This is a genomic window from Pedobacter caeni, from assembly GCF_900129215.1.
GTDB classification, from domain to species: Bacteria; Bacteroidota; Bacteroidia; order Sphingobacteriales; family Sphingobacteriaceae; genus Pedobacter; species Pedobacter caeni.
Genome location: NZ_FQUQ01000001.1, coordinates 1282248 through 1301166, shown reverse-complemented (window position 1 = coordinate 1301166; position 18919 = coordinate 1282248). Strand labels below are relative to the sequence as shown.

The window sequence follows — 18919 nt, the reverse complement described above, 5'->3', positions numbered from 1 at the left end:
TGAATTTTTGGCGCATTAATGATTGTAAATCATACTTTTACCCGGATCATCATATGGAATCAGTAAAAACACATCAGCGAAACCTTTGGATCATTCAGCTGATCGGCTGGGCGGTATTCTTTGGGATTAACTTTGTTTTCCGGCTGCCGGCAGCCGGATTTACCAAAGCTGCTGTTCAATCTGTTCTCATCGCCTTCTTTTATGCGGTGATTTTATATGGAAATGGGGTATGGCTGATTCCTAAAATATACAGTAAAGGACATTACTGGAAGTACGGTATCCTGCTTTTCCTATTTTTCTCCCTGGTTGTAGTTTTAGAAATGCTGACCAATTACTATGTTCTGGGAATTTATTATCAGGAGAAAATGTACAATTTCTCTTTTGCCCAATGGATTTATACCTCTTTTTCTGCCGGACTGATTGTCATTACCAGTTTCCTCTTTTATGCCAGTCTACGGTATTTTCATTTATTAAGGGCTCAGGATGAATTGAAAACCCGGCACTACCATACAGAGTTGAGCCTGTTAAAGGCTCAGGTGCAGCCACATTTTCTTTTTAATACCTTAAACAATATTTATTATCAGGCACATAAAGAATCTCCGGCCACTGCTTTGCAAATTGAGCGGTTGGCAAAAATGATGCGTTTTTTCCTGGAAGAAAGCCCGATGGAAAAGATTCCTTTGCAGAAAGAACTGGAGTTTATAGAGAATTATATTGAATTGGAGCGCCTCAGAATGAGGTATCCTTTGCAATTGACCTTTGATCATCAGATTCCGGAAAACTTCCTTATTCCTCCAATGATTCTGATCCCTTTAGTCGAGAATGTGTTTAAACATGGCATCAACAAGAGGAAAATTGAAAATGTGGTTTCAATGAAACTGGAAATCGCAAACAAAAGACTGTTTTTTGAAGTCATCAATGGGGTAAATTCTTCCATAACTGAGCATCGGACGGGCTTTGGTTTGCTAAATCTGAGAAAACGTTTAAATTTACTATACCAGGACGATTTTACATTGTCCACTGAAACCAGAGGTCTTCTTTTTTATGCCTCCGTTAACATCCCTGAAGAATGAATTTTCGATGCCTGATTATAGATGATGAACCCAATGCGGTGGCCCTGCTGGAATCGCACCTGGAACATGTGGACTTTCTCGACCATGTCATGTCTTGTTATGATGCTTTTGAGGCCATCAATTACCTGAGAAAAGAAACGGTGGATATCATTTTCATGGACATTGAAATGCCGGAGATGAGCGGAATGGAACTGGCCACACTGATTCCTAAGAATGTGGCTTTAATCTTTACTACAGCTTATTCGGAATATGCAGTGGAAAGTTATCAGAAACGGGCAACGGACTACCTCCTGAAGCCGATTACATTTTCCCGTTTTATGGATGCGGTAATGAAGGCTTGTGATCGGTTGAGTCCTGCTGCTCCTGCGACAAACGCTGTTCCTGGGACAACTACAGCAGGCAAGCCCAAATCGGCTTCACAGCTCTTTATTAAGTCTGGCAAGGAAATTATCCGGATGGAATGTGAATCCATTCTGTACCTGGAAGGGGATAAGGAATATGTTGATTTTCATACCGATAAGGGTATTATTCTGGTGAATAAAAGAATGAAAAATCTGGCAGAGATGATGGACGAAAACTTTCAGCGGATCCATCATTCTTATATCGTAAATGTAGATCATATCCTGAAAATTGAAGACAATCAGGTATGGATTGCAAACCGGAAATTACCGATCAGCGATACCTACCGGAAAGCTTTTATGAGTTTCATCAACCGAAAATTATACTAAGAACATACTGAAAAAAACAGAGGGGATGTCGCAGGTGCGGTATCCCCTCTGTTCATTTTATTTGTTAATTCCAAAAGCTTCCCATCCGGCAGCAGTGGTTCTGTTGCAGGTCATGGCCTGGGTGCCGTTTTCACTGGAAACGAACTTTCCATTGTTTCCTCTGAAGGAAACGGTACCATCCGGATTGGCTACCCAATCAAATTTCTCTGAGTCGCCCATAGTGGTTTTGCTGCAGGTCATTGCCGAATTCCCGTTTTCTGAGGAAACGAATTTACCCTTGCTTCTCAGCGCGATTTTACCGCCCCCAGCGTCAAGGACCGTAAAAGTTTCAATAGGAGAGGCCGTTGTCCGGTTACAGGTCATGGCTTGTAATCCATTTTCCCCGCTCACATATTTGCTGTTAAATCCTTTCAGGGTTACTGTTGATCCGATGGGAATCGGTGTGCCGGGATTTCCTGTCCTGGAAACCACTACCTGATTGATGGCCGTAAGTAAAGAATTTCCACCGGTTGCATCCTGCGAAAGTTCCCAGATCATGATGCCGCCACCCTGATCAAAGGCGAGATTGGTTTTTTGCTTGATGGTGGGAATACCATTGTAACCTATTCCTGAAAAAGAGTCTGAATTTGCACTTCCGCCTCTGGAAAGTATGGTTTTATAATCCACATACTCATTTGCCGATCTGCCGTAAAATGGTACACCCAGATTGGCCTTACTTGCAGGTAAACCTCTTCCTTTCCAGTAATTTAAGGATTGTACGGCGAGGTTATAGGTAGAGTGATTGGCTCCGCTTTCATCATAGGCCATGATGTTCAGGAAATCTACATATCCAAATACGTTATTCTGGATACTTGCTCCATTATAGGAGACTACCGCTGCGGTAAGTAGTTTTCCCATGTTGTGCATCGCCGTACTGAGCTGCTGCATTAATAGGGAATAGTTGTTTGCAGAACTTCCATTGTCCGGGTATTCCCAGTCGATGTCTATTCCGTCCAGCCCATACTGATTGACCAGGTTTACTACATTATTGGTAAAGGTGGTCCGTCCGCCGGAGTTTGCTGCAAAAGCTTCAAAAGCGCTGTCATTTCCATCGTTCCAGCCACCTACAGAAACCAATACTTTTACATTGCTGGCATGTGCAGCAGATACCAGGGCCTGAAGTTTGGAGGGGTTTTCCAACGCCTGAAAACCACCTGAATTTGTTGGTAGAATAAAGGCGTAGTTGATGTGTGTCAGTTTACTGAACTGGATCTGACTGACTTCTCCTGCCCAGGAGGGAACATAACCGATGACTTTAAAATTAGCGGCATCGGCTGCATGAACATCTGAACGCTTTGAATTCATTTCAAGTTCTGGCGAAGCAAAGTCAGCTTGTTTGGTTTTACATGAGGCCATACACAGCATCAATAACGCTGGCAATAGAATTGACCTAAATTGGTTTTTTGTTTTCATAATATTTGAATTACATTAGGGATTTAATATTAAATTAACATAATAAACCCTATAAACCAAGGATATATTTCAAATAAACTTCGTGTTTGTTAAAATAAATACAAATGGCGATACGCTTGAAATACAGTCAATCCGGCTTTGTTTAAAGATAAACGGGGGAATCAGTGGGACTTGTTTAGCAGCCGATGATACGAGATAAAATCATTAAAATAAATTTGTGCAGAATGCACATGTTTATGGAGTTATTTACAATCCATGTTTTTTCCAGCCTGTGGAATGCCATTGGCATTCATCCACTTTCCAATCGTTCTCTTTTTTTACGAGAATATAGCGGTACTGAAAGTCGATATGATTCTTTGTATAAAAAAGAATTTTGTTTTTTGAGGCTTGTTCTACATCTGTAAATTCCTGCTTTCCATAGCTGTAATCCGGGCCAAGAGAAAAATGTATTCCATCTGGTCTGTAACCTGTGCGGGGTTTATCCGTACAATACTGATTAAATATCGCTTCACATCTTGGCTGAAGGTCTGAGGCAAACGGTCCTGATCCTGAGGACGATTCTTCTGCATATTTTTCCCAATCCGTCATTGCCTGAAAAAAGGAGAGGAGTACTGCTTTTGCTTTTTCGACTTCTTCCGGAATGAAGCTCTTTTTGGACTTTGCCTGATCTCGTTGTTCCTGCTCAAACTGCGCCATTTGCTCCGGACTGAACAGATCATTGGCAACCACATTTATCCGGGGATTATGTGCCACAGAAAGTAAACCCTCAAAAGTAACGGCAGTATCCAGAATTCGGATCACACCCAGTTTAGGGATATTTGCCAGTAAACGAAGGCCATCATCGTTGAGTTTCGTACTACAGGCCCAGATACAATCGATCTTTTTGTTGTTTTCAAATGATTTGAAGCCAGATCCATTGATATTTGCTCCGGTGATGAATAAAAGCTTTAACGCCGGAAGTTTAGATAAATACTCCAGCGATAAGTCCGTTATACTTGTGTTTTCCAGCGACAGGTTCACCAGTTTCGGTAAACCGGATAACTGTAAAATATCCTCATCGGTAACCGGACAGTTTACAAACGAGATCCCGACCAGCTTTGTCTGTTGTGCAAGCGCTTTGATCTCTTCAGCAGTAAGGCTTTGATCTTTAAATTGAACCGTATTCATGTTATTGCTCCTTCAGATCGCTCTTATTTAACCATCCTTTGGTGACCTGACCATCATTATCCTTATGTGTCACATAGATAAAGCCATTCTGTTCATCCACTACGGTAAACTTGGTATTTACCCATAAACCCAGAACTCCGTGTCTTGGGGCATCTACGCTCGGAGAATCATAGAAATAGATTGCTGTCTTAGGCAGTTTGTATTTTTTGCCTTCACTAACAATTACTGCCTCTACATTGGTTTCCTTTTTCGGAACAGGCTTGTTGAGGCCCATTTGTCTTTCATATTCCTTTTGCAGGGAATCTACATTGGTCTGTTGTTCGGTAGTATCCAATATGATGGGCTTCACGATATTGGTCGTGTCGGGCTCAGGCATCGTATCTACCACTTCATGAATAGGTTTTGAAACTGTTGTACTGTCTTTATGAAGTGCTGCATTTGCTTTATTTTTATCCATCTGATCTTTAAACAGCAAGGCATATCCGGTAAATGCGCTCAGGCCAACCAAGGCCAGGATCATCAGGATAAACAATGGTTTTGATACTTTTACCGCATTAGAAGGGCTTTCATCCGGTGCCGGCGTATAGACCGGAGCAACAGGAGCAGCTGCAACTGGTAAAGCCATGTTTTCTATGTTGTTGCGGGCAATTGCTTCATGTAAGGCTTCGCCATTGGCAAACCTTTTTTCAGGTGCTTTTTCCAGACATTTACTGATCAGCTCCAGCAGCCACATCGGAACTTTCATCTCATGGTCGCGGACGGCCGGTGCCCAGCTTTCAGGGATTTGATTCCTGCGCAGACTCAATGGATCCGGCACTGGTTTTTCCATATGGGAAAGCATCACCGAATTGCGGGAGTTCTCTGCTTTGTTGATCAGTGGGAAAGGAACGGTTCCTGCCAGCAGTTCAAAAAGGATTACTCCGAAACTATAAATATCTGTTTGGAAGAACATTTCTCCATCATGTTGTTCCGGTGCCATAAATTCTACTGCACCTGCGTGTCTGACACTGCTTCTCCGTTGTTCATCAGACATAATCGCAAGTCCGAAGTCAAGCAGGATATAGTTGCCGGTATACACATTGAACTTTACGTTGTTACTCTTGATGTCGCCGTGTTTCACACCTACCTTATGGCAATGTGCCAGGGCGTTAGACAGTTGTTCGGCCAGCTTTATCGTTTCCCGTATGGTAAATACAGGGCTGTGTGGTGGTTTTAAGAGGTCTTCCAGGTCGGGTCCTTCTATGTATTCCATCTCTATGAAAGGGAATGATCCGCTTTCCGTTAATCCGGAGTTCAGGATCTTCACCACATTTGGATTGGGGATCTGGTTTACTTTCTCTAACTTCTCTACTTCATTCTTGAAATTCCTGTAGTTTTTATCCTCTGTATCTTCCGAATGAATAGGGGTTGGTATGATTTTCACCGCCGTAATGATGGTGCCCATTCTTTTACCCTTATAAACAGAACCCTGTCCGCCGGTGCGTAAAGCACCCATGTTCTCTAATCCCTCTGCTATGGTAAATATTTTGCTCATGGTATGATTGTCGTTTTATGAAGGGTTTGAAACATAACTAAATTCTAAAACAGCTGATTCGCCCAAAATAATCTGGTCACCTTCCTGTAAAGGGTGTCCAAGTTCTGTAAAGGTAAGTTTAACAGGGTTATGATCTGCCTTAGATCTGATTTTTACTTTATTTCTTGGCGGCACACCACCCTCATCAGCAAACAAAAGGAAGACTCCTGCTTCTTTATTCCATTCAATATGTGCATGTTGCCTGCTGACGTATTTATTGCCTTCATTGCTGCTGGAATCAGGAAAAGCGATCTTATTTTCTCTGATGAAACCATCTGCGTCCTGCACTTTTCTTTCTCTGCCGATATTGATCTTTCCGTCGGCGGAAGTAATGAGGTATTCCTGTTGCTCCGCCTCTCCGTTCAGAACTTTGATGCGGGCCTTTTCGGAGTGTTGTACGATGGCATGTTCAGGTGTTTTAATGTACAGTCCGATTTCCAGGTTGGATGCCCTGATCACATCCTGAGGGAGCTCATCTACAAAGAGGCTTTCCATGGTCCAGTGTTCAGGCAGGTCAATGGCAAAGTCATCGGCCAGCTTTTGGACCTCTTTCTTAAAGCGTCCTTCTTCTTCCATAAAAACGGCAGATTCATAAAGGTATTTCTCTACCGGAACACAGGCGATAAACAGCTGAAATCCTTTAATATGTTTCCCTTCGCCACCTTCCATTTTCTGAAGTTCCTGTTTAATGAAAACAAGAAGTGCCTCTCTGACTGCTTTTACGTCCTGAGGTTTTTCGGATGGTTCCTTACCAAATAGGTTAAACATGCTCATGTATCTTTATCTTATTAATTTGCTACAGGCTCTTCTGAAACTGTAGTACTGTCTGTTTTTGTGGTCTTAATGCTTTTGGCTTTAACGACCTTCTTCTTTGCTTCTTCCAGGTCACTCACATAACCCAGCTTCATCAGGGCAGGGACCACATGTTTAGTGGCCAGCAATACTGCCCTGCTGGAACCCCTGGTCGACTCTATCCTGATGCTCACCACAATATGTCCTTTGCCGATTTTATTCTGTGCAAAAAACACATACCAGCCATCATTGATCCTTGCTGCTTTCCAGACCCGCTCCGGTGTTCCGGTTTTACCCGCTACTTTTAAGCCCATGGCATAGGATTTATTGATGCTCTGTTTGATCATAAAATCCGTTAACAAGGCGGCATATTTAGGATCGTTTGCCAGTTTAATACCCGGTTGGACCTTAGTCAGGGAATCGCTGATTTTCAACACAAAGCGGTTTGGCACCATGACCCCTTTATTGGCAACTCCTGCTGCCAGTCGGGCAATGGATGCAGGGCTGGCAATGAGTTCGCCTTGTCCCCAGGCCATTCCTGAGATTCCTTTTGCACGTGTCCGTCTGATCCTTTCAGGATCATATTTTGGTTTCGTATTAAACTCTGTCTTCCTCCAATAATTCAGCCATTTCTCTTCCTGCTTTTCATTGTTTGCTCCTTTGTTGTAATAATAACCGCCAACGCCTCTTAAAAACATACCTGTCTTGAGGTATAAGGCTGCCATATCTTCCTGGAGTTGTTCCTGATTGGCCAGTTTAATGAAATACACATTATTTGATTTGACCAATGCCTTTTCCATATTGATGTTCCCGGTTTCATCAGGTTCAATACCTTTGGTCCGGATCCTTTCTGCGCGGCTTACGCTATAGGTTTTGTTGACTGCTGCCAGACCAAGTTTGTTAAAGGCTGCCATTGCGGTCAGTACTTTTGCGGTGGAGCCTGGTTGGGTGGCATAGGTGAAACCAAGATCGGCATTGGTATGCCATCCGGATAACCTGTTCTGCTCGGCAGTAGTCATGGTGAGCATTTCCCAATCTTTAACTTCGGGTAGCGGGTAGACTGCTGAACTGAGCACATCTCCGGTTTCATCTTCCATGATCACCACCGATACACGGCTTTTTTTCAACGAATCATCTTTTGCAATGGATTGCTGAATGGCGGTTTGTAACCTGGCATCAACAGCCAGTTTCACATCCCTGTTTCGCTTTTTAAAAGCAGCAACCTCTTCACTGTTTACCCCAGCCAGAAGGAGTGGGGACAATGCCGCATAATCTCTTTTGCTGACCGTCATTTCTTTCACTCCACGGGGCAGAAAACGGTCTTCATGGTAACGGTTGGCAATGGTATTGAACGAAAGCACTGGAGTATGGAAACCTCTTAATTCTGCTGCATGTTCATATTCTGCAAAGTAACCATTGGTACTGCCATTGAATACCCCGGTATTGACATCTCCAACCCAGAAAAAGGCTTGTTCCTCGAAAGGATAATAACGGTCTACCCGTTTATGTACTGCAGAATCCAGGTTATAACTCAATCCGGATTCCTGTAATTGTGCAGCCTGTTTTCTGATCAGCTCCGGGTTACTGGTGGCCAGTATCTGTCCGTTTCTATCGTAAAGCTGACCCGCTTCCAGTTTGTTCATCAGGATGGCAATACGTGGATTGTAACTGAACATCCTCAGGCCACTCCGGTCGGCAACCAATGCAGGTTGTACCACCCATTTCTTGTTATTACTGATATATCTTGATACGGTTACGGTAAGGAGAATCACGGCAATACTTGCAGACAACAATGCCGGAACCAGGTTTTTATCCTGTTGTTTGGTAATGAATTCCATCTGAACGGCTGTGCCCCGGATGGAAGAAACCGAAAGCAGTAAACCTACCGCCAGCATATTTGCAACGAGCGATGAGCCTCCATAGCTGATAAAGGGAAGGGCTACACCTGAGAGTGGTAATGCTCCCGTAGAACCACCTGCGATCAATAGAAACTGGGCAAACATACTGATCCCTATTCCGGCACATAAATAAAACAGAAAGGGTGTTCCCGTTTGCCGGCCTATATTGATGGACCGGTTAAAAAACACCAGGAAGAGGACAAACACCGATACAATCCCTGCCCATCCAAAATCTTCCCCAATTGCAGGGAGGATCATATCTGTATGCGCTTCAGGAATACTCTTGGCGAATCCTTCACCAACACCTTGTCCGCTGAGGCCACCTCCGGCCATTGCCCATATTCCGTTTGCCACCTGATCACCTCCATAAACTTCATTGTTCCATGGATCCTGCCAGATGGATTTACGTTCTGTAAGCCTGTTTACCGGGCCTGGAATGAGTTTGTCGAGGTAAGGGATCTGGTCGATCAGTAAGAATCCGGCGATGACCATAATGATCATGATGGCCGATTCGCTGGTTTTCTTTTTATTGAGGAACATGGCCAGGGCTACCAGTAACACGGTAATCAGACTGGCCAGCCAGATGTTCAGGTACCAAACGGTTAACGTATAAGTGATGATGGCAATCAGCATCATCATAAAATCCCCACGTGAGAATGAAAAGAGAATGATAAAAGTAAAACAGATCACCATTGCCGGTCCAAGGTCACCAAGCACCAGATAGAGTAAAATGGCGATGGCCATGGCTACCAATGCAAAAGAGAAGAAGTACCAGCGTTTTTTCCAGGTTCTGTATTCTGTAATGAACTTCTCATTGCTGGCAAAAAATCCGGCAAGAAAGAAGATAATGGCATATTTTACAATTTCACTGGGTTGTACACCGAAAAGGTTCACCTTTACACCACTTCCTTCCGGACCTGTTCCGAATACGATCGTTAAGGCCAGTAATGCCAAAGCCAAACCTGCCCATTGCCAGCCATTCGCTTTACCCGTGCTTTTCGCCAGCACCAGCATTCTGTACACGCGTGAATCCACGGTAAACTTGCGGAATTTGATGAACAGCAGGATCGCAATTCCAAGGATCCCCATTCCAAAAAATACCAGGGTATCCTTCGCCAGAAAGCGGTCCCGAAGCGGATCCTGTAAACTGAGTAAGGTGATAAATGAAAATCCTGTCATCAGCATCATCACCGGAAGGAGCAGCTGATCTGCCTTTGGAAACTTAAAGGTCATCAGCAGGTGGAGCAGGAAGAACCCAAAGAAAAAGGACGCGGTAATGATCCAGTACCATTGGTTATACTCCACAGGGGTACGGACAATTAAGGATTTTTCTTTTTTCAGGATCTTGAAATCACGTGCAGAAAAAAGGCGGATGGTATGCGGGCTTTGTTTGAAGACAAAGGAAGCATCTTTTTGTAATTCCTGAACTCCCTGAGATTTACCAAACTGATATCCCGGCTGCATTGGCAGAATTGAAAAAGCCTGGTCATCGGGAAGCCTGTTGAAGGCAAAATGACCAGCTGCATCTGTTCTGGCATAAGCCTTTAAAGCCGGTTTTGGAATCGCCTCATCGTCGTCCGTATCCGCGCTGTCCTGCGGTAAAATCATTTGCAGCCTGATCAGTACACCCGATACCGGTTTTCCGGCAGTATCAATTACTTTTCCTGTAATGTGATATTGTCCTTTCTGCAGGTCTGTTTCTGCTTTTAATACAGGAGGATTGACCTTTTCTCTTTTGAAAAGAAGAGAATCATCTCCGGTATAGCCCAATAAAGCCCTGGAATCCAGTACTCTTTTTTTGAAGTTTTGTCCGCCTCTGGTAAAGGCATCATCAGCTCCGATAAAGAACCGGCGTTTGTTCAGTTCTCCAACATTGTCTATTGGTTCTTTAAAGGATTTTGCCCCATCGCTCACCACAGATTCTACCAATGCAATGTCTTTTTTATCTTCAAAATAATATCCTTTTTCCAGTAACGTTCTGATCAGCTGGCCTGGTTTTTTATCATTGATATTGACCATGGTGCCATTTTCCAACCTGGAATCTACCTCAAGAAAACCTTTCTGTAAGGTCTGGAAAAGCGTAATGAACAGCGCTCCTAATATGATGGCTGACAATAGCAGGAGCCTGCGCTCCGTTTTTCTATTCCCGGTTGTTGGTGTCGTTTCTTCCATTTTGCTTATTTGGAAGTGTTTGGTATGGAATCAGCCTTAAATGTACTGCGGGAGATCTTCCCGTTGATATACCCTTTTGCCGGCAAATCATAAATGGTTTGTATGGCATTAGGTGAGTTTTTAAACTGTACGTTTTTTAACACGAGTGCATTGTTTTGTGAAGATATCGCCGTATTGAAGTCCTCAAAACTGAGGTTCTCCAGGTATACATAATTGCTGGTGGATTGGATGATCATCGCATTTCCTCTAAAGGTGGAATCACTTTTAATGATCAGTTGATTTTTGGAAATGATGAACAGGGAATCTTTGTTAAAATGCAAAGATTCAGTGAGGATCACCGGCGACTTAAACATGGAGTCTGTTAAGGTCAGGGTATTTCCCTTCAGCTGATCCAGTGCTGCCTGAAGCTTCAGTTCCTGAGGATTCCGGACATGCGTCTGGTTTCCCGGCAAAGGAGATTTTGTATTGTCCAACTGGTGCTTTTGCCAGAATAGATAAACACAGGCCGCCAGAAGAATTAAACAAAGGCCAACAAGCAGGGTAATGGTATTGTTATTGCTTTTTTGCACAGGTTGAGTTTTTGGAGCAGCAGTTTCATTCACAGGACCAGTTTCATTTACAGCAACAGTTTCATTCCCGGGAGTAGCGTTCGGTTTCTTTGATTTGCTAACCGGCTTGGTCAGCTCATGTACCTGCGATTGCTTATCGTTTTCTACCAACACCACCGTGATGTTATCTAAACCTCCGTTTTTATTTGCCGCATTGATCAGCTGAACACCTTTTTCTTTAATAGAGATTCCGGAAGTTAACACGCTGATCATCTCTTGTTTATTCACCATGTCCGAAAGCCCGTCACTGCACAACAGCAACAGATCACCGGGAAGGAAAGGAGATTCTCCGGATTCCAGGTAATCTTCCTGTCCGGCCATTCCCATCCCAAAGCCAAGGGCTTTGTTGATCTCATTGCGTTTAGGATGCTGCATGGCCTGCTCTTCGGTAAGCCTGCCGGAATCCTCCATAAACCCAACAAAAGACTGGTCTTTTGAGATCTTGATTAAGGAATTGTCGCGCAGGAGATACAACCTTGTATCACCCACATGGATATAGTATAGTTTGTTTTTGTGCAGGTCTACTACAGCCAATGTCAATACACAGGCCATATTTTCATGTCCTTTTACCCTTTGCTTCTCCACAATAATCTGTGCATCCGCGGCAAGGATCGCTTCCCTCATCAGTCGGGGCAAATCGTTTTTATCCGGATTTGTCAGGTGATGAAGTATCGATTTCCTGGTAATGTCTGCTGCGATTTCACCGCCAGAATATCCGCCAACACCATCAATAACGCAGGCAATTACAAAATCATTACCTGAGCTGCGTTCCGCAATAAAGGCATCTTCATTATTGTCGCGAACTTTTCCAATGTCGGTTATTCCAAAATAATTATTGTCCATTCTATTTGGGCGAATTTTTAATGTCGTTGAAATGTGCAATCAACAAGACCACACACAGTACTAATAACGCTATAGATAAGGCATGTGACATATATCAGGGTTTAAAAATATTGATGCCAATAATTCCGTTAAGGATAATTCTTGAATTGAGCGGAAGCTCGATCCATTTGGGCCCATAGATATCACTCCGTTCTACGAGGTTCTCATTCACGATCGTCTTTTCCCCAAAAGAGGCCAGGTAAAACTTATCCTCTGCGTTGTTGTAATGAACTTTCAGGTGAGGGCTGTTTACCCATTCTGAAGGGATTTTGAAAATATGTGCGCCTTCACTCGTTTCTTCGTTTCCGGAGATCACAATATCTTCTGCCTTCATCAGGTATTCCAGCTTCTGACCAGCATAGGCTTTGTTTGGCAAAGTCGTTTCAAAGCGGGCAAGGGTACCGGTCTTTTTATTTTCAGGAGCCTTATCGGGCATTTTTAAATCTGCCATGTAAGGAATCTCATAATAACCTTCACTGTAAAAGATGAAATCCTTCAGCAGGTCATTGTCCATGTCAAAAGTCTGGGCAAGCCCGGTTTGTCTGGGGATAAAGGTAACCCGCAGGTTTTCGTCTTTAAGGTTGCTGTCGGGCAGGAGCTTACCGATAAAGCTGATGTCTCCGCGACGGTAATCAGGATGGGATACAAAGCGGAAAACCCATTTGTTGCTGGAAGGTTCTACCTTTTTTCCCGATGCCGCCTGTTTGTTCAGCAACACGTAGAAATTATCTACTGATTCCTGAGCAACCAATCCCAATATGCCTTTCTTGTTGTCTACAAATTCCCTGTAATCGTCTGCGTTGAGGCAAATGATAAACTCATGGTAGAACACAATGCGTTCGGCAAATGACAACTCAGCAATGGATTCCTGAAACCTCTGGATGATGTATTTATAAACTATGTTGGGCGTAAGTGGCTTTAGCTTGGCAGATGATTTGGTACTGTTGTCATTTAAGAACCAATCCTGGATGCCTATACGTTGCCAAAAAGTAGGTTTTGTAGTCATTTTTAATCTTAAGTAGCTAATTAGAACTGAATATAATGATATTGGCCAATAGTATATATCAATAAATATCAACAATTGATGTTTTAACGGGTTTAGCGGGCTTATATTTTAAGCTAAAAGCCATATATTGGCATAGTAGAATAATCAACCCCTGTTAATCACCATTATTGCAAAGATGAAAAAAAACGCATCAGTATTGGGCTTCTTCCTGCTCATTTCCTTACAATATTCAAATATTTATGCACAATATGACCGGGAGACGGAAGCCCAGATCAGAAAAGTAGAATCCGGACTCATTCGTCCCAACCGCTTTGTGGGCGATTCCGTCTGGACGATTGAAGGGCGGATGAAACATTTCGGTGTTCCTGGCCTGAGCATCGCGGTGATTAAAAATTCAAAAGTGGTATGGGCAAAGAGCTATGGGATTGTGGACCGGGGGACTAAACAGCCGGTAACCAATCAAACCTTGTTCCAGGCCGCTTCCATCAGTAAACCGGTTAGTGCCTATGCGGCATTAAAAGAAGTGGAGCGTGGGAAAATCAATCCGGAGGAGAATGTGAACACTTACCTTAAATCATGGAAACTTCCTGACAACCAGTTTACCAAAGAGAAAAAAGTAAACCTGAAACATTTGCTGAGTCATAGCGGAGGGCTTACTGTAGGTGGCTTCGCGGGCTATCCCGTTTCTGAAAAAATACCCACGCTAACAGAGGTTCTGGATGGAAAGAAACCTGCAAATTCTCCGGCGATACGGGTAGATAAAGTACCGGGCGGAACTTTCAGGTACTCCGGAGGAGGATACTGCGTGATGCAGCAAATGCTGATCGATTTGGAGGGGAAACCTTTTCCGCAGATCATGGATGAGTTGGTGCTTGGCCCATTGGGCATGAAAAACAGCAGTTACCGGCAGCCACTCCCTGCAGACAGGCTGAAATTTGCCGCTACAGGATATCTTCCTGATGGCTCAGAAACGAAAGGAAAAAGACATACTTATCCTGAAATGGCCCCCGCAGGTTTATGGACCACTGCCGAAGACCTGGCGAAATTTGCGATAGATTTGCAACTGACCATCAAAGGGCAAAGCAAAAAGGTGTTGTCGCAGGCCATGGCAGTTCAAATGGTCAGTCCTTTTATTGAAGAGTTTGAAGGGCTTGGAATCTTTCTGGAAAAAAAAGGAAATGACCGATACTTTGGCCATGGGGGCTGGAACGAAGGTTTTTCCAGCCGGTTTACGGCCAGTAAAGACAGTGGGGATGGGGTCGTGGTACTGACCAACGGAAATCAACCTCCTCTGGTGGATGAGCTGATCCGTGCAGTGGCAGCGACCTATAACTGGCCAAACTACGTGTCCCCGGTTTATCAGAAGCTGGAGCTGGACAAAGGAGAGCTGGATTACCTGTCGGGACGTTACCGGACAGACAGATCTGATTTAATGAGGATATACAGAGAAGGAGGGAAAGTCTTTTTGATGAAAAATTCTGAACAGCCTGAAGAGTTGTTTAAAATTGCAGACCATACTTTTGTGGTGGCCAACAGTTCCGACTATAAAATTAAGGTGGTGATTAATCCTGCTGATCAGGTCAAACACCTTGCTTTTATCTGGGGAACAGATGCGGTTAAGTACATCAACCCTGTAATGAAAACGGATGAAAAAGTGCCTTATGAATTTATTCTTGAGGGGCAGTTTGATCAGGCATTGGCTGCTTATCAGCAAATGAAAAAGGAACACCCGGACTACCATACGGTAGGACAGCGGTACCTCACTGATATGGGGTATCGTTTGCTCCGCATCAAAGAAATAAAAAAGGCAATAGATTTGTTTAAAGTCAATGCCTTTCTTTATCCTGAAGAGAGCGACGTATACGACAGTTTAGGTGAGGCTTACCTTGCAGATGGAGATAAAAAGCTGGGCAAGGAGAATTACCTGAAAGCCTTGAAATTGAATCCAAACAATGATAATGCAGCCAAAATTGTAAAGAGTTTAGAATAGAAATGTAAAGAGAATAGAAACGTAAATAGTTTAGAATAGGAAATTAGGGAATGAATAGGTTTACACTTGAATTACTGTTACATATTATAGGGATTGGCTCTGCATCTGGTTTATTTTTAAAGGACAATTCGCTTCATGTGATTGGAGACAACAGTTCTTATTTCTATGAATATGAACTGAAAACGGCTGCACTAAAACGCCATGCACTCAGCGAACACCCTGCTGAAAATATAGCAAAGAAGCTCAAACCAGATTTCGAAGCCCTGGCTTTTTACGGAGATTCATTCTACCTGTTTGGCTCTGGTTCTACAGAAAACAGGAATAAAATGATTCAGTTAAATGCAGTGACTAAAGAAGTGCTTTCTGTTATTGATTTAGCCACATTATACAAAAGGATGCAGGCGGTCGCCGGATTGAACAGCGAAAGCTTTAACATTGAAGGCGTGGTCCGTACTGAAGCGGCCTGGTATTTTTTCAATCGTGGAAATGGAAACTCCGGCAAAAACATGGTGTTTACCGTTCATGGTAAAAGCCTGACAGCAGATCCTGAAATCACATTTACAGAATTGCAGCTTCCCGAAATTAAAGGAGTGCGCACTGGTTTCACAGATGCGGTTCAGGTAGAGGATAAACTTTACTTTTTAGCGGCAGCGGAAAATACAAATTCGACTTATCATGATGGCGAGGTTTTAGGTAGCATCATTGGCAGTATATCCCTCAAAACCATGAAGATCGACTTTACAAAAGAAATCTCCGACCGCCATAAGTTTGAAGGACTCACCTTAAAACATAAAAAAGAGAACGAGATTTCCTTCCTGTTATGTGAAGACAATGATAGCGATGCGTTGCAGGCAGACATTTATCTGCTAAATTTGAAACACTAATTTACAATATTAAATGAGGGAGCTACCGGGGATGAGTGAGGGAATACTCAATGCTATTAATGACATTTCTGCAGGAGGCAACTTCCTGTTGGATACTACAGACAGTTGCTTATACATGAGTGCCAAATGCCGGGAAATCCTGGGCTTTTCTGAATCACAATCCATCAGTAAAGAATGGTTAAGGCCAATTGGAAAAGAAGAGGGCATTCTTTTTTTAAAGGAATGGAATTTATTCAAAGCAAGAAATAGCGGGGTTTTTCAAAGCCCTTTTCAACTTTTCAATGAGAATCAATCCTTAGGTTATGTGGCTGTTCGTCTGGCTCCGGTATTGGAAGCCGGGGTCCTTTCGGGGTACTATGGCACTATTGAGCAAATTGTTGGGGATCATCTGGCTAAAGAAAAACTGGAAAAGGAAGTTTTCATTCTTCAGTCGCTACTGGAAAGCACGAGTGCCAGTGTTTTTTCTTTTGATCATAATTTCAATTATACCGCCTATAACAGTTCACACCGGAAACAGATGAAGATCGCCAGAGGTGTGGACATCAAAATCGGAGACAATTATACGGATGTTGCCGGGGTTGATGCCGGAAGGACCAGAGAGATATTTGATGAGGTGATGTTGGGGAGGACTGTGGAGTCCATAGAAGAATTCGGTGAACCCGGCTTATACAGGGCCTATTTTAGCATGATCTGTAATCCGATGTTTAACGATCAGGGAGAGGTAAAGGGAATGACCGTTTTTTGTCAGGATATCTCTGAACGGGTAAAATTACAGCAGGAATTTGAAGAGCAAAGCCTCTTGTTAAAAGGCTTACTGGACAATTCTCCCATCATGATCTATGAAGTTGATCCTGCCGGTAATTTTGTGCGTTCCGGGGGTGCAGGATTAAAGGCAATAGGCTATAAGGACGGAGAGATGCTCGGTAAAAGTGCATTTGAAGTGTTTCCTATGGCAGAAGAGCAACTGCGCAAGGCCCTTTCAGGTGAGTTTGGAAACTTTACCACCTCAATAGAAAAAGAAGGAAAAGTCCTGATTTATCAAAACCATGTATTTCCTCATCCGGATCATAAAGGAAATGTGATTGCTTTTGTGCTTGACATTACCGATCAGAGGGCTGCGGAACAAGGATTAAGAGAGACTCAGAAAGAACTGGAACGAACAGTAAGCCTGCTGGATGCCACACAGGAAATCAGCAAGACCGGGGGATGGGAATTTGAGGTGGGCAGTAAATTTGTACACAGAACAAAACAGCTTTATATGCTGTGGGAACACATTACTGAAGCCACCTCTTTGGAAGAAGCCGCCGCACTTTATGAGGAAGAAGAGGCGATTAATGCTGGGGTAAGAAATGCCTTGTACCTGCAGCAGCCTTTTGATATGGAGGTCCGGCCAAAGAACAGTGAGAAATGGCTCCGCTTCATTTGCCTTCCTATCATAGAGAATGGAAACGTATCCAAATTAAGGGGGGCAATCATGGACATTACCGATAAAAAACGCGCAGAAACTGAATTGCTGAACGCAAAACATATTGCCGAGGAAGCGGCCATGGCTAAGCAACAGTTCCTTTCCAATATGAGTCATGAAATCAGGACACCACTAAATGCAGTAATCGGAATAACGCACCTTCTGTTGCAGGAGGGCCCAAAAGAAGAGCAGGAAGAGAACCTGAGGACCTTGAAATTCTCCAGTGATAACCTGTTGAGCCTGATCAACGATATCCTGGATTACAGCAAAATTGAAGCTGGGAAGGTCATCTTTGAAAATATAGATTTCCATCTGGCAGAATTTGTCAACAGCCTGAAACACGCCCATCATCTGCAGGCAGAGAAAAAGGAAGTTTCATTTAAAGTGAGTATTGATCCTCAGTTGCCGGAAATCGTAGTTGGTGACGGATTAAGACTCGCACAAATCCTGAATAACCTGATCAGTAATGCTGTGAAATTTACGCCTTCCGGATCGGTATCATTAGACATTCGTCTCCACCATACCGATGAGAAATTTATTTATGTTGATTTTTATGTCACTGATACCGGAATAGGGATCGATCATGCTTTACAGGAGTATATCTTTGAGAGTTTTACCCAGGCAAGTGCAGATACCACCCGGCATTTCGGCGGTACCGGCCTCGGTCTTGCCATCACAAAAAGGCTGTTAAATTTACAGGGAAGTGAGATCAGCCTGGATTCAAGTCCGGGGAAAGGTTCAAAATTCTCCTTCAGGTTGCCTTTAAAAAGAAGTCAGCTCAGCTCAGTCCACAAGAAGGTCATGGTATCATCGTCAGATTTCAGTAGCCTCGCAGGATATAAGGTGTTGCTGACTGAAGATAATGAGGTGAACATTATGGTAGCCAGCAAATTTATGCAGAAATGGGGACTGGAGATTGATTATGCCCGGACTGGACTGGAGGCAGTAGAAAAAATTAAAACACATTCTTACGACCTTATTTTGATGGATTTACAAATGCCGGTGATGGATGGGTATACCGCCACTTATGAAATCAGGGCAATGGAAGGTGAAAGGTTTAAAAATATCCCCATTATTGCCTTAACGGCTTCAGTTCTGGCAGAGATTAAGGTTAAAGTGCTGGATTCCGGAATGAATGATTATTTATCCAAGCCTTTTAGTCCGATGGAATTATATTCGAAGATTGCGCATTATCTCCGTTAAGTTCAATTCTCTTAAGGTCTGTCATT

12 protein-coding genes are annotated in these 18919 nt (G+C 43.3%); 5 read left to right on the top strand and 7 right to left on the bottom strand.

The features are described 5' to 3' along the window. Positions 1-53 precede the first annotated feature (53 nt). Positions 54-1073 (top strand): sensor histidine kinase, encoded by a 1020-nt coding sequence (locus BUC20_RS05435; protein ID WP_073228387.1) that lies wholly within the window; start codon positions 54-56, stop codon positions 1071-1073. Continuing rightward, positions 1070-1801 (top strand): LytR/AlgR family response regulator transcription factor, encoded by a 732-nt coding sequence (locus BUC20_RS05430; RefSeq protein ID WP_073228384.1) that lies wholly within the window; start codon positions 1070-1072, stop codon positions 1799-1801. Before BUC20_RS05435 ends, BUC20_RS05430 begins: the two co-directional genes overlap by 4 nt. A 57-nt stretch (positions 1802-1858) precedes the next feature. Here the strand turns inward: BUC20_RS05430 and BUC20_RS05425 are convergent, their stop codons facing one another. From BUC20_RS05425 to BUC20_RS05395, 7 genes are all read right to left on the bottom strand, one after another. Next, on the bottom strand, positions 1859-3253 hold the full coding sequence (locus tag BUC20_RS05425) for a glycosyl hydrolase family 18 protein (RefSeq protein ID WP_200800885.1): 1395 nt from the start codon (positions 3251-3253) through the stop codon (positions 1859-1861). Positions 3254-3499: 246 nt separating this feature from the next. Next, positions 3500-4420: an NTF2 fold immunity protein gene (locus BUC20_RS05420; protein WP_073228373.1), complete on the bottom strand. Its 921-nt coding sequence runs from the start codon at positions 4418-4420 to the stop codon at positions 3500-3502. 1 nt (position 4421) lies between these two features. Next, positions 4422-5954, bottom strand: a complete 1533-nt coding sequence (locus BUC20_RS05415) for a serine/threonine protein kinase (protein WP_073228370.1) — start codon at positions 5952-5954, stop codon at positions 4422-4424. Positions 5955-5969: 15 nt separating this feature from the next. Next, positions 5970-6761 (bottom strand): FHA domain-containing protein, encoded by a 792-nt coding sequence (locus BUC20_RS05410; protein ID WP_073228369.1) that lies wholly within the window; start codon positions 6759-6761, stop codon positions 5970-5972. A 20-nt stretch (positions 6762-6781) separates the two neighbouring features. Further along, positions 6782-10855, bottom strand: coding sequence for an FtsW/RodA/SpoVE family cell cycle protein (locus BUC20_RS05405; protein WP_084528561.1), 4074 nt, complete (start codon positions 10853-10855; stop codon positions 6782-6784). A 5-nt stretch (positions 10856-10860) separates the two neighbouring features. Beyond that, positions 10861-12306: a PP2C family protein-serine/threonine phosphatase gene (locus BUC20_RS05400; protein ID WP_073228366.1), complete on the bottom strand. Its 1446-nt coding sequence runs from the start codon at positions 12304-12306 to the stop codon at positions 10861-10863. 94 nt (positions 12307-12400) lie between these two features. Further along, positions 12401-13351 carry a hypothetical protein gene (locus BUC20_RS05395; RefSeq protein ID WP_073228363.1) on the bottom strand — a complete coding sequence of 317 codons (951 nt, stop codon included), beginning with the start codon at positions 13349-13351 and terminating at the stop codon, positions 12401-12403. Between the two features lie 175 nt (positions 13352-13526). Here BUC20_RS05395 and BUC20_RS05390 point away from each other — a divergent pair, with 175 nt between their 5' ends. From BUC20_RS05390 to BUC20_RS05380, 3 genes are read left to right on the top strand one after another with little or no spacing between them, the layout of a single operon-like run. Next, positions 13527-15341, top strand: coding sequence for a serine hydrolase (locus BUC20_RS05390; RefSeq protein WP_073228361.1), 1815 nt, complete (start codon positions 13527-13529; stop codon positions 15339-15341). 50 nt (positions 15342-15391) lie between these two features. Further along, positions 15392-16225 (top strand): DUF6929 family protein, encoded by an 834-nt coding sequence (locus BUC20_RS05385; RefSeq protein WP_073228358.1) that lies wholly within the window; start codon positions 15392-15394, stop codon positions 16223-16225. 13 nt (positions 16226-16238) lie between these two features. After that, entirely contained in the window at positions 16239-18893 is a 2655-nt protein-coding gene (locus tag BUC20_RS05380) for an ATP-binding protein (RefSeq protein ID WP_084528560.1), read from the top strand. The last annotated feature ends 26 nt before the right edge of the window (positions 18894-18919 follow it).

Bases quoted from the DNA above. Each gene is read 5' to 3' on its own strand.
- BUC20_RS05435 (WP_073228387.1), top strand. From the start codon at position 54: ATGGAATCAGTAAAAACACATCAGCGAAACCTTTGGATCATTCAGCTG.
- BUC20_RS05430 (WP_073228384.1), top strand. From the start codon at position 1,070: ATGAATTTTCGATGCCTGATTATAGATGATGAACCCAATGCGGTGGCC.
- BUC20_RS05425 (WP_200800885.1), bottom strand. From the start codon at position 3,253: ATGAAAACAAAAAACCAATTTAGGTCAATTCTATTGCCAGCGTTATTG.
- BUC20_RS05420 (WP_073228373.1), bottom strand. From the start codon at position 4,420: ATGAATACGGTTCAATTTAAAGATCAAAGCCTTACTGCTGAAGAGATC.
- BUC20_RS05415 (WP_073228370.1), bottom strand. From the start codon at position 5,954: ATGAGCAAAATATTTACCATAGCAGAGGGATTAGAGAACATGGGTGCT.
- BUC20_RS05410 (WP_073228369.1), bottom strand. From the start codon at position 6,761: ATGTTTAACCTATTTGGTAAGGAACCATCCGAAAAACCTCAGGACGTA.
- BUC20_RS05405 (WP_084528561.1), bottom strand. From the start codon at position 10,855: ATGGAAGAAACGACACCAACAACCGGGAATAGAAAAACGGAGCGCAGG.
- BUC20_RS05400 (WP_073228366.1), bottom strand. From the start codon at position 12,306: ATGGACAATAATTATTTTGGAATAACCGACATTGGAAAAGTTCGCGAC.
- BUC20_RS05395 (WP_073228363.1), bottom strand. From the start codon at position 13,351: ATGACTACAAAACCTACTTTTTGGCAACGTATAGGCATCCAGGATTGG.
- BUC20_RS05390 (WP_073228361.1), top strand. From the start codon at position 13,527: ATGAAAAAAAACGCATCAGTATTGGGCTTCTTCCTGCTCATTTCCTTA.
- BUC20_RS05385 (WP_073228358.1), top strand. From the start codon at position 15,392: ATGAATAGGTTTACACTTGAATTACTGTTACATATTATAGGGATTGGC.
- BUC20_RS05380 (WP_084528560.1), top strand. From the start codon at position 16,239: ATGAGGGAGCTACCGGGGATGAGTGAGGGAATACTCAATGCTATTAAT.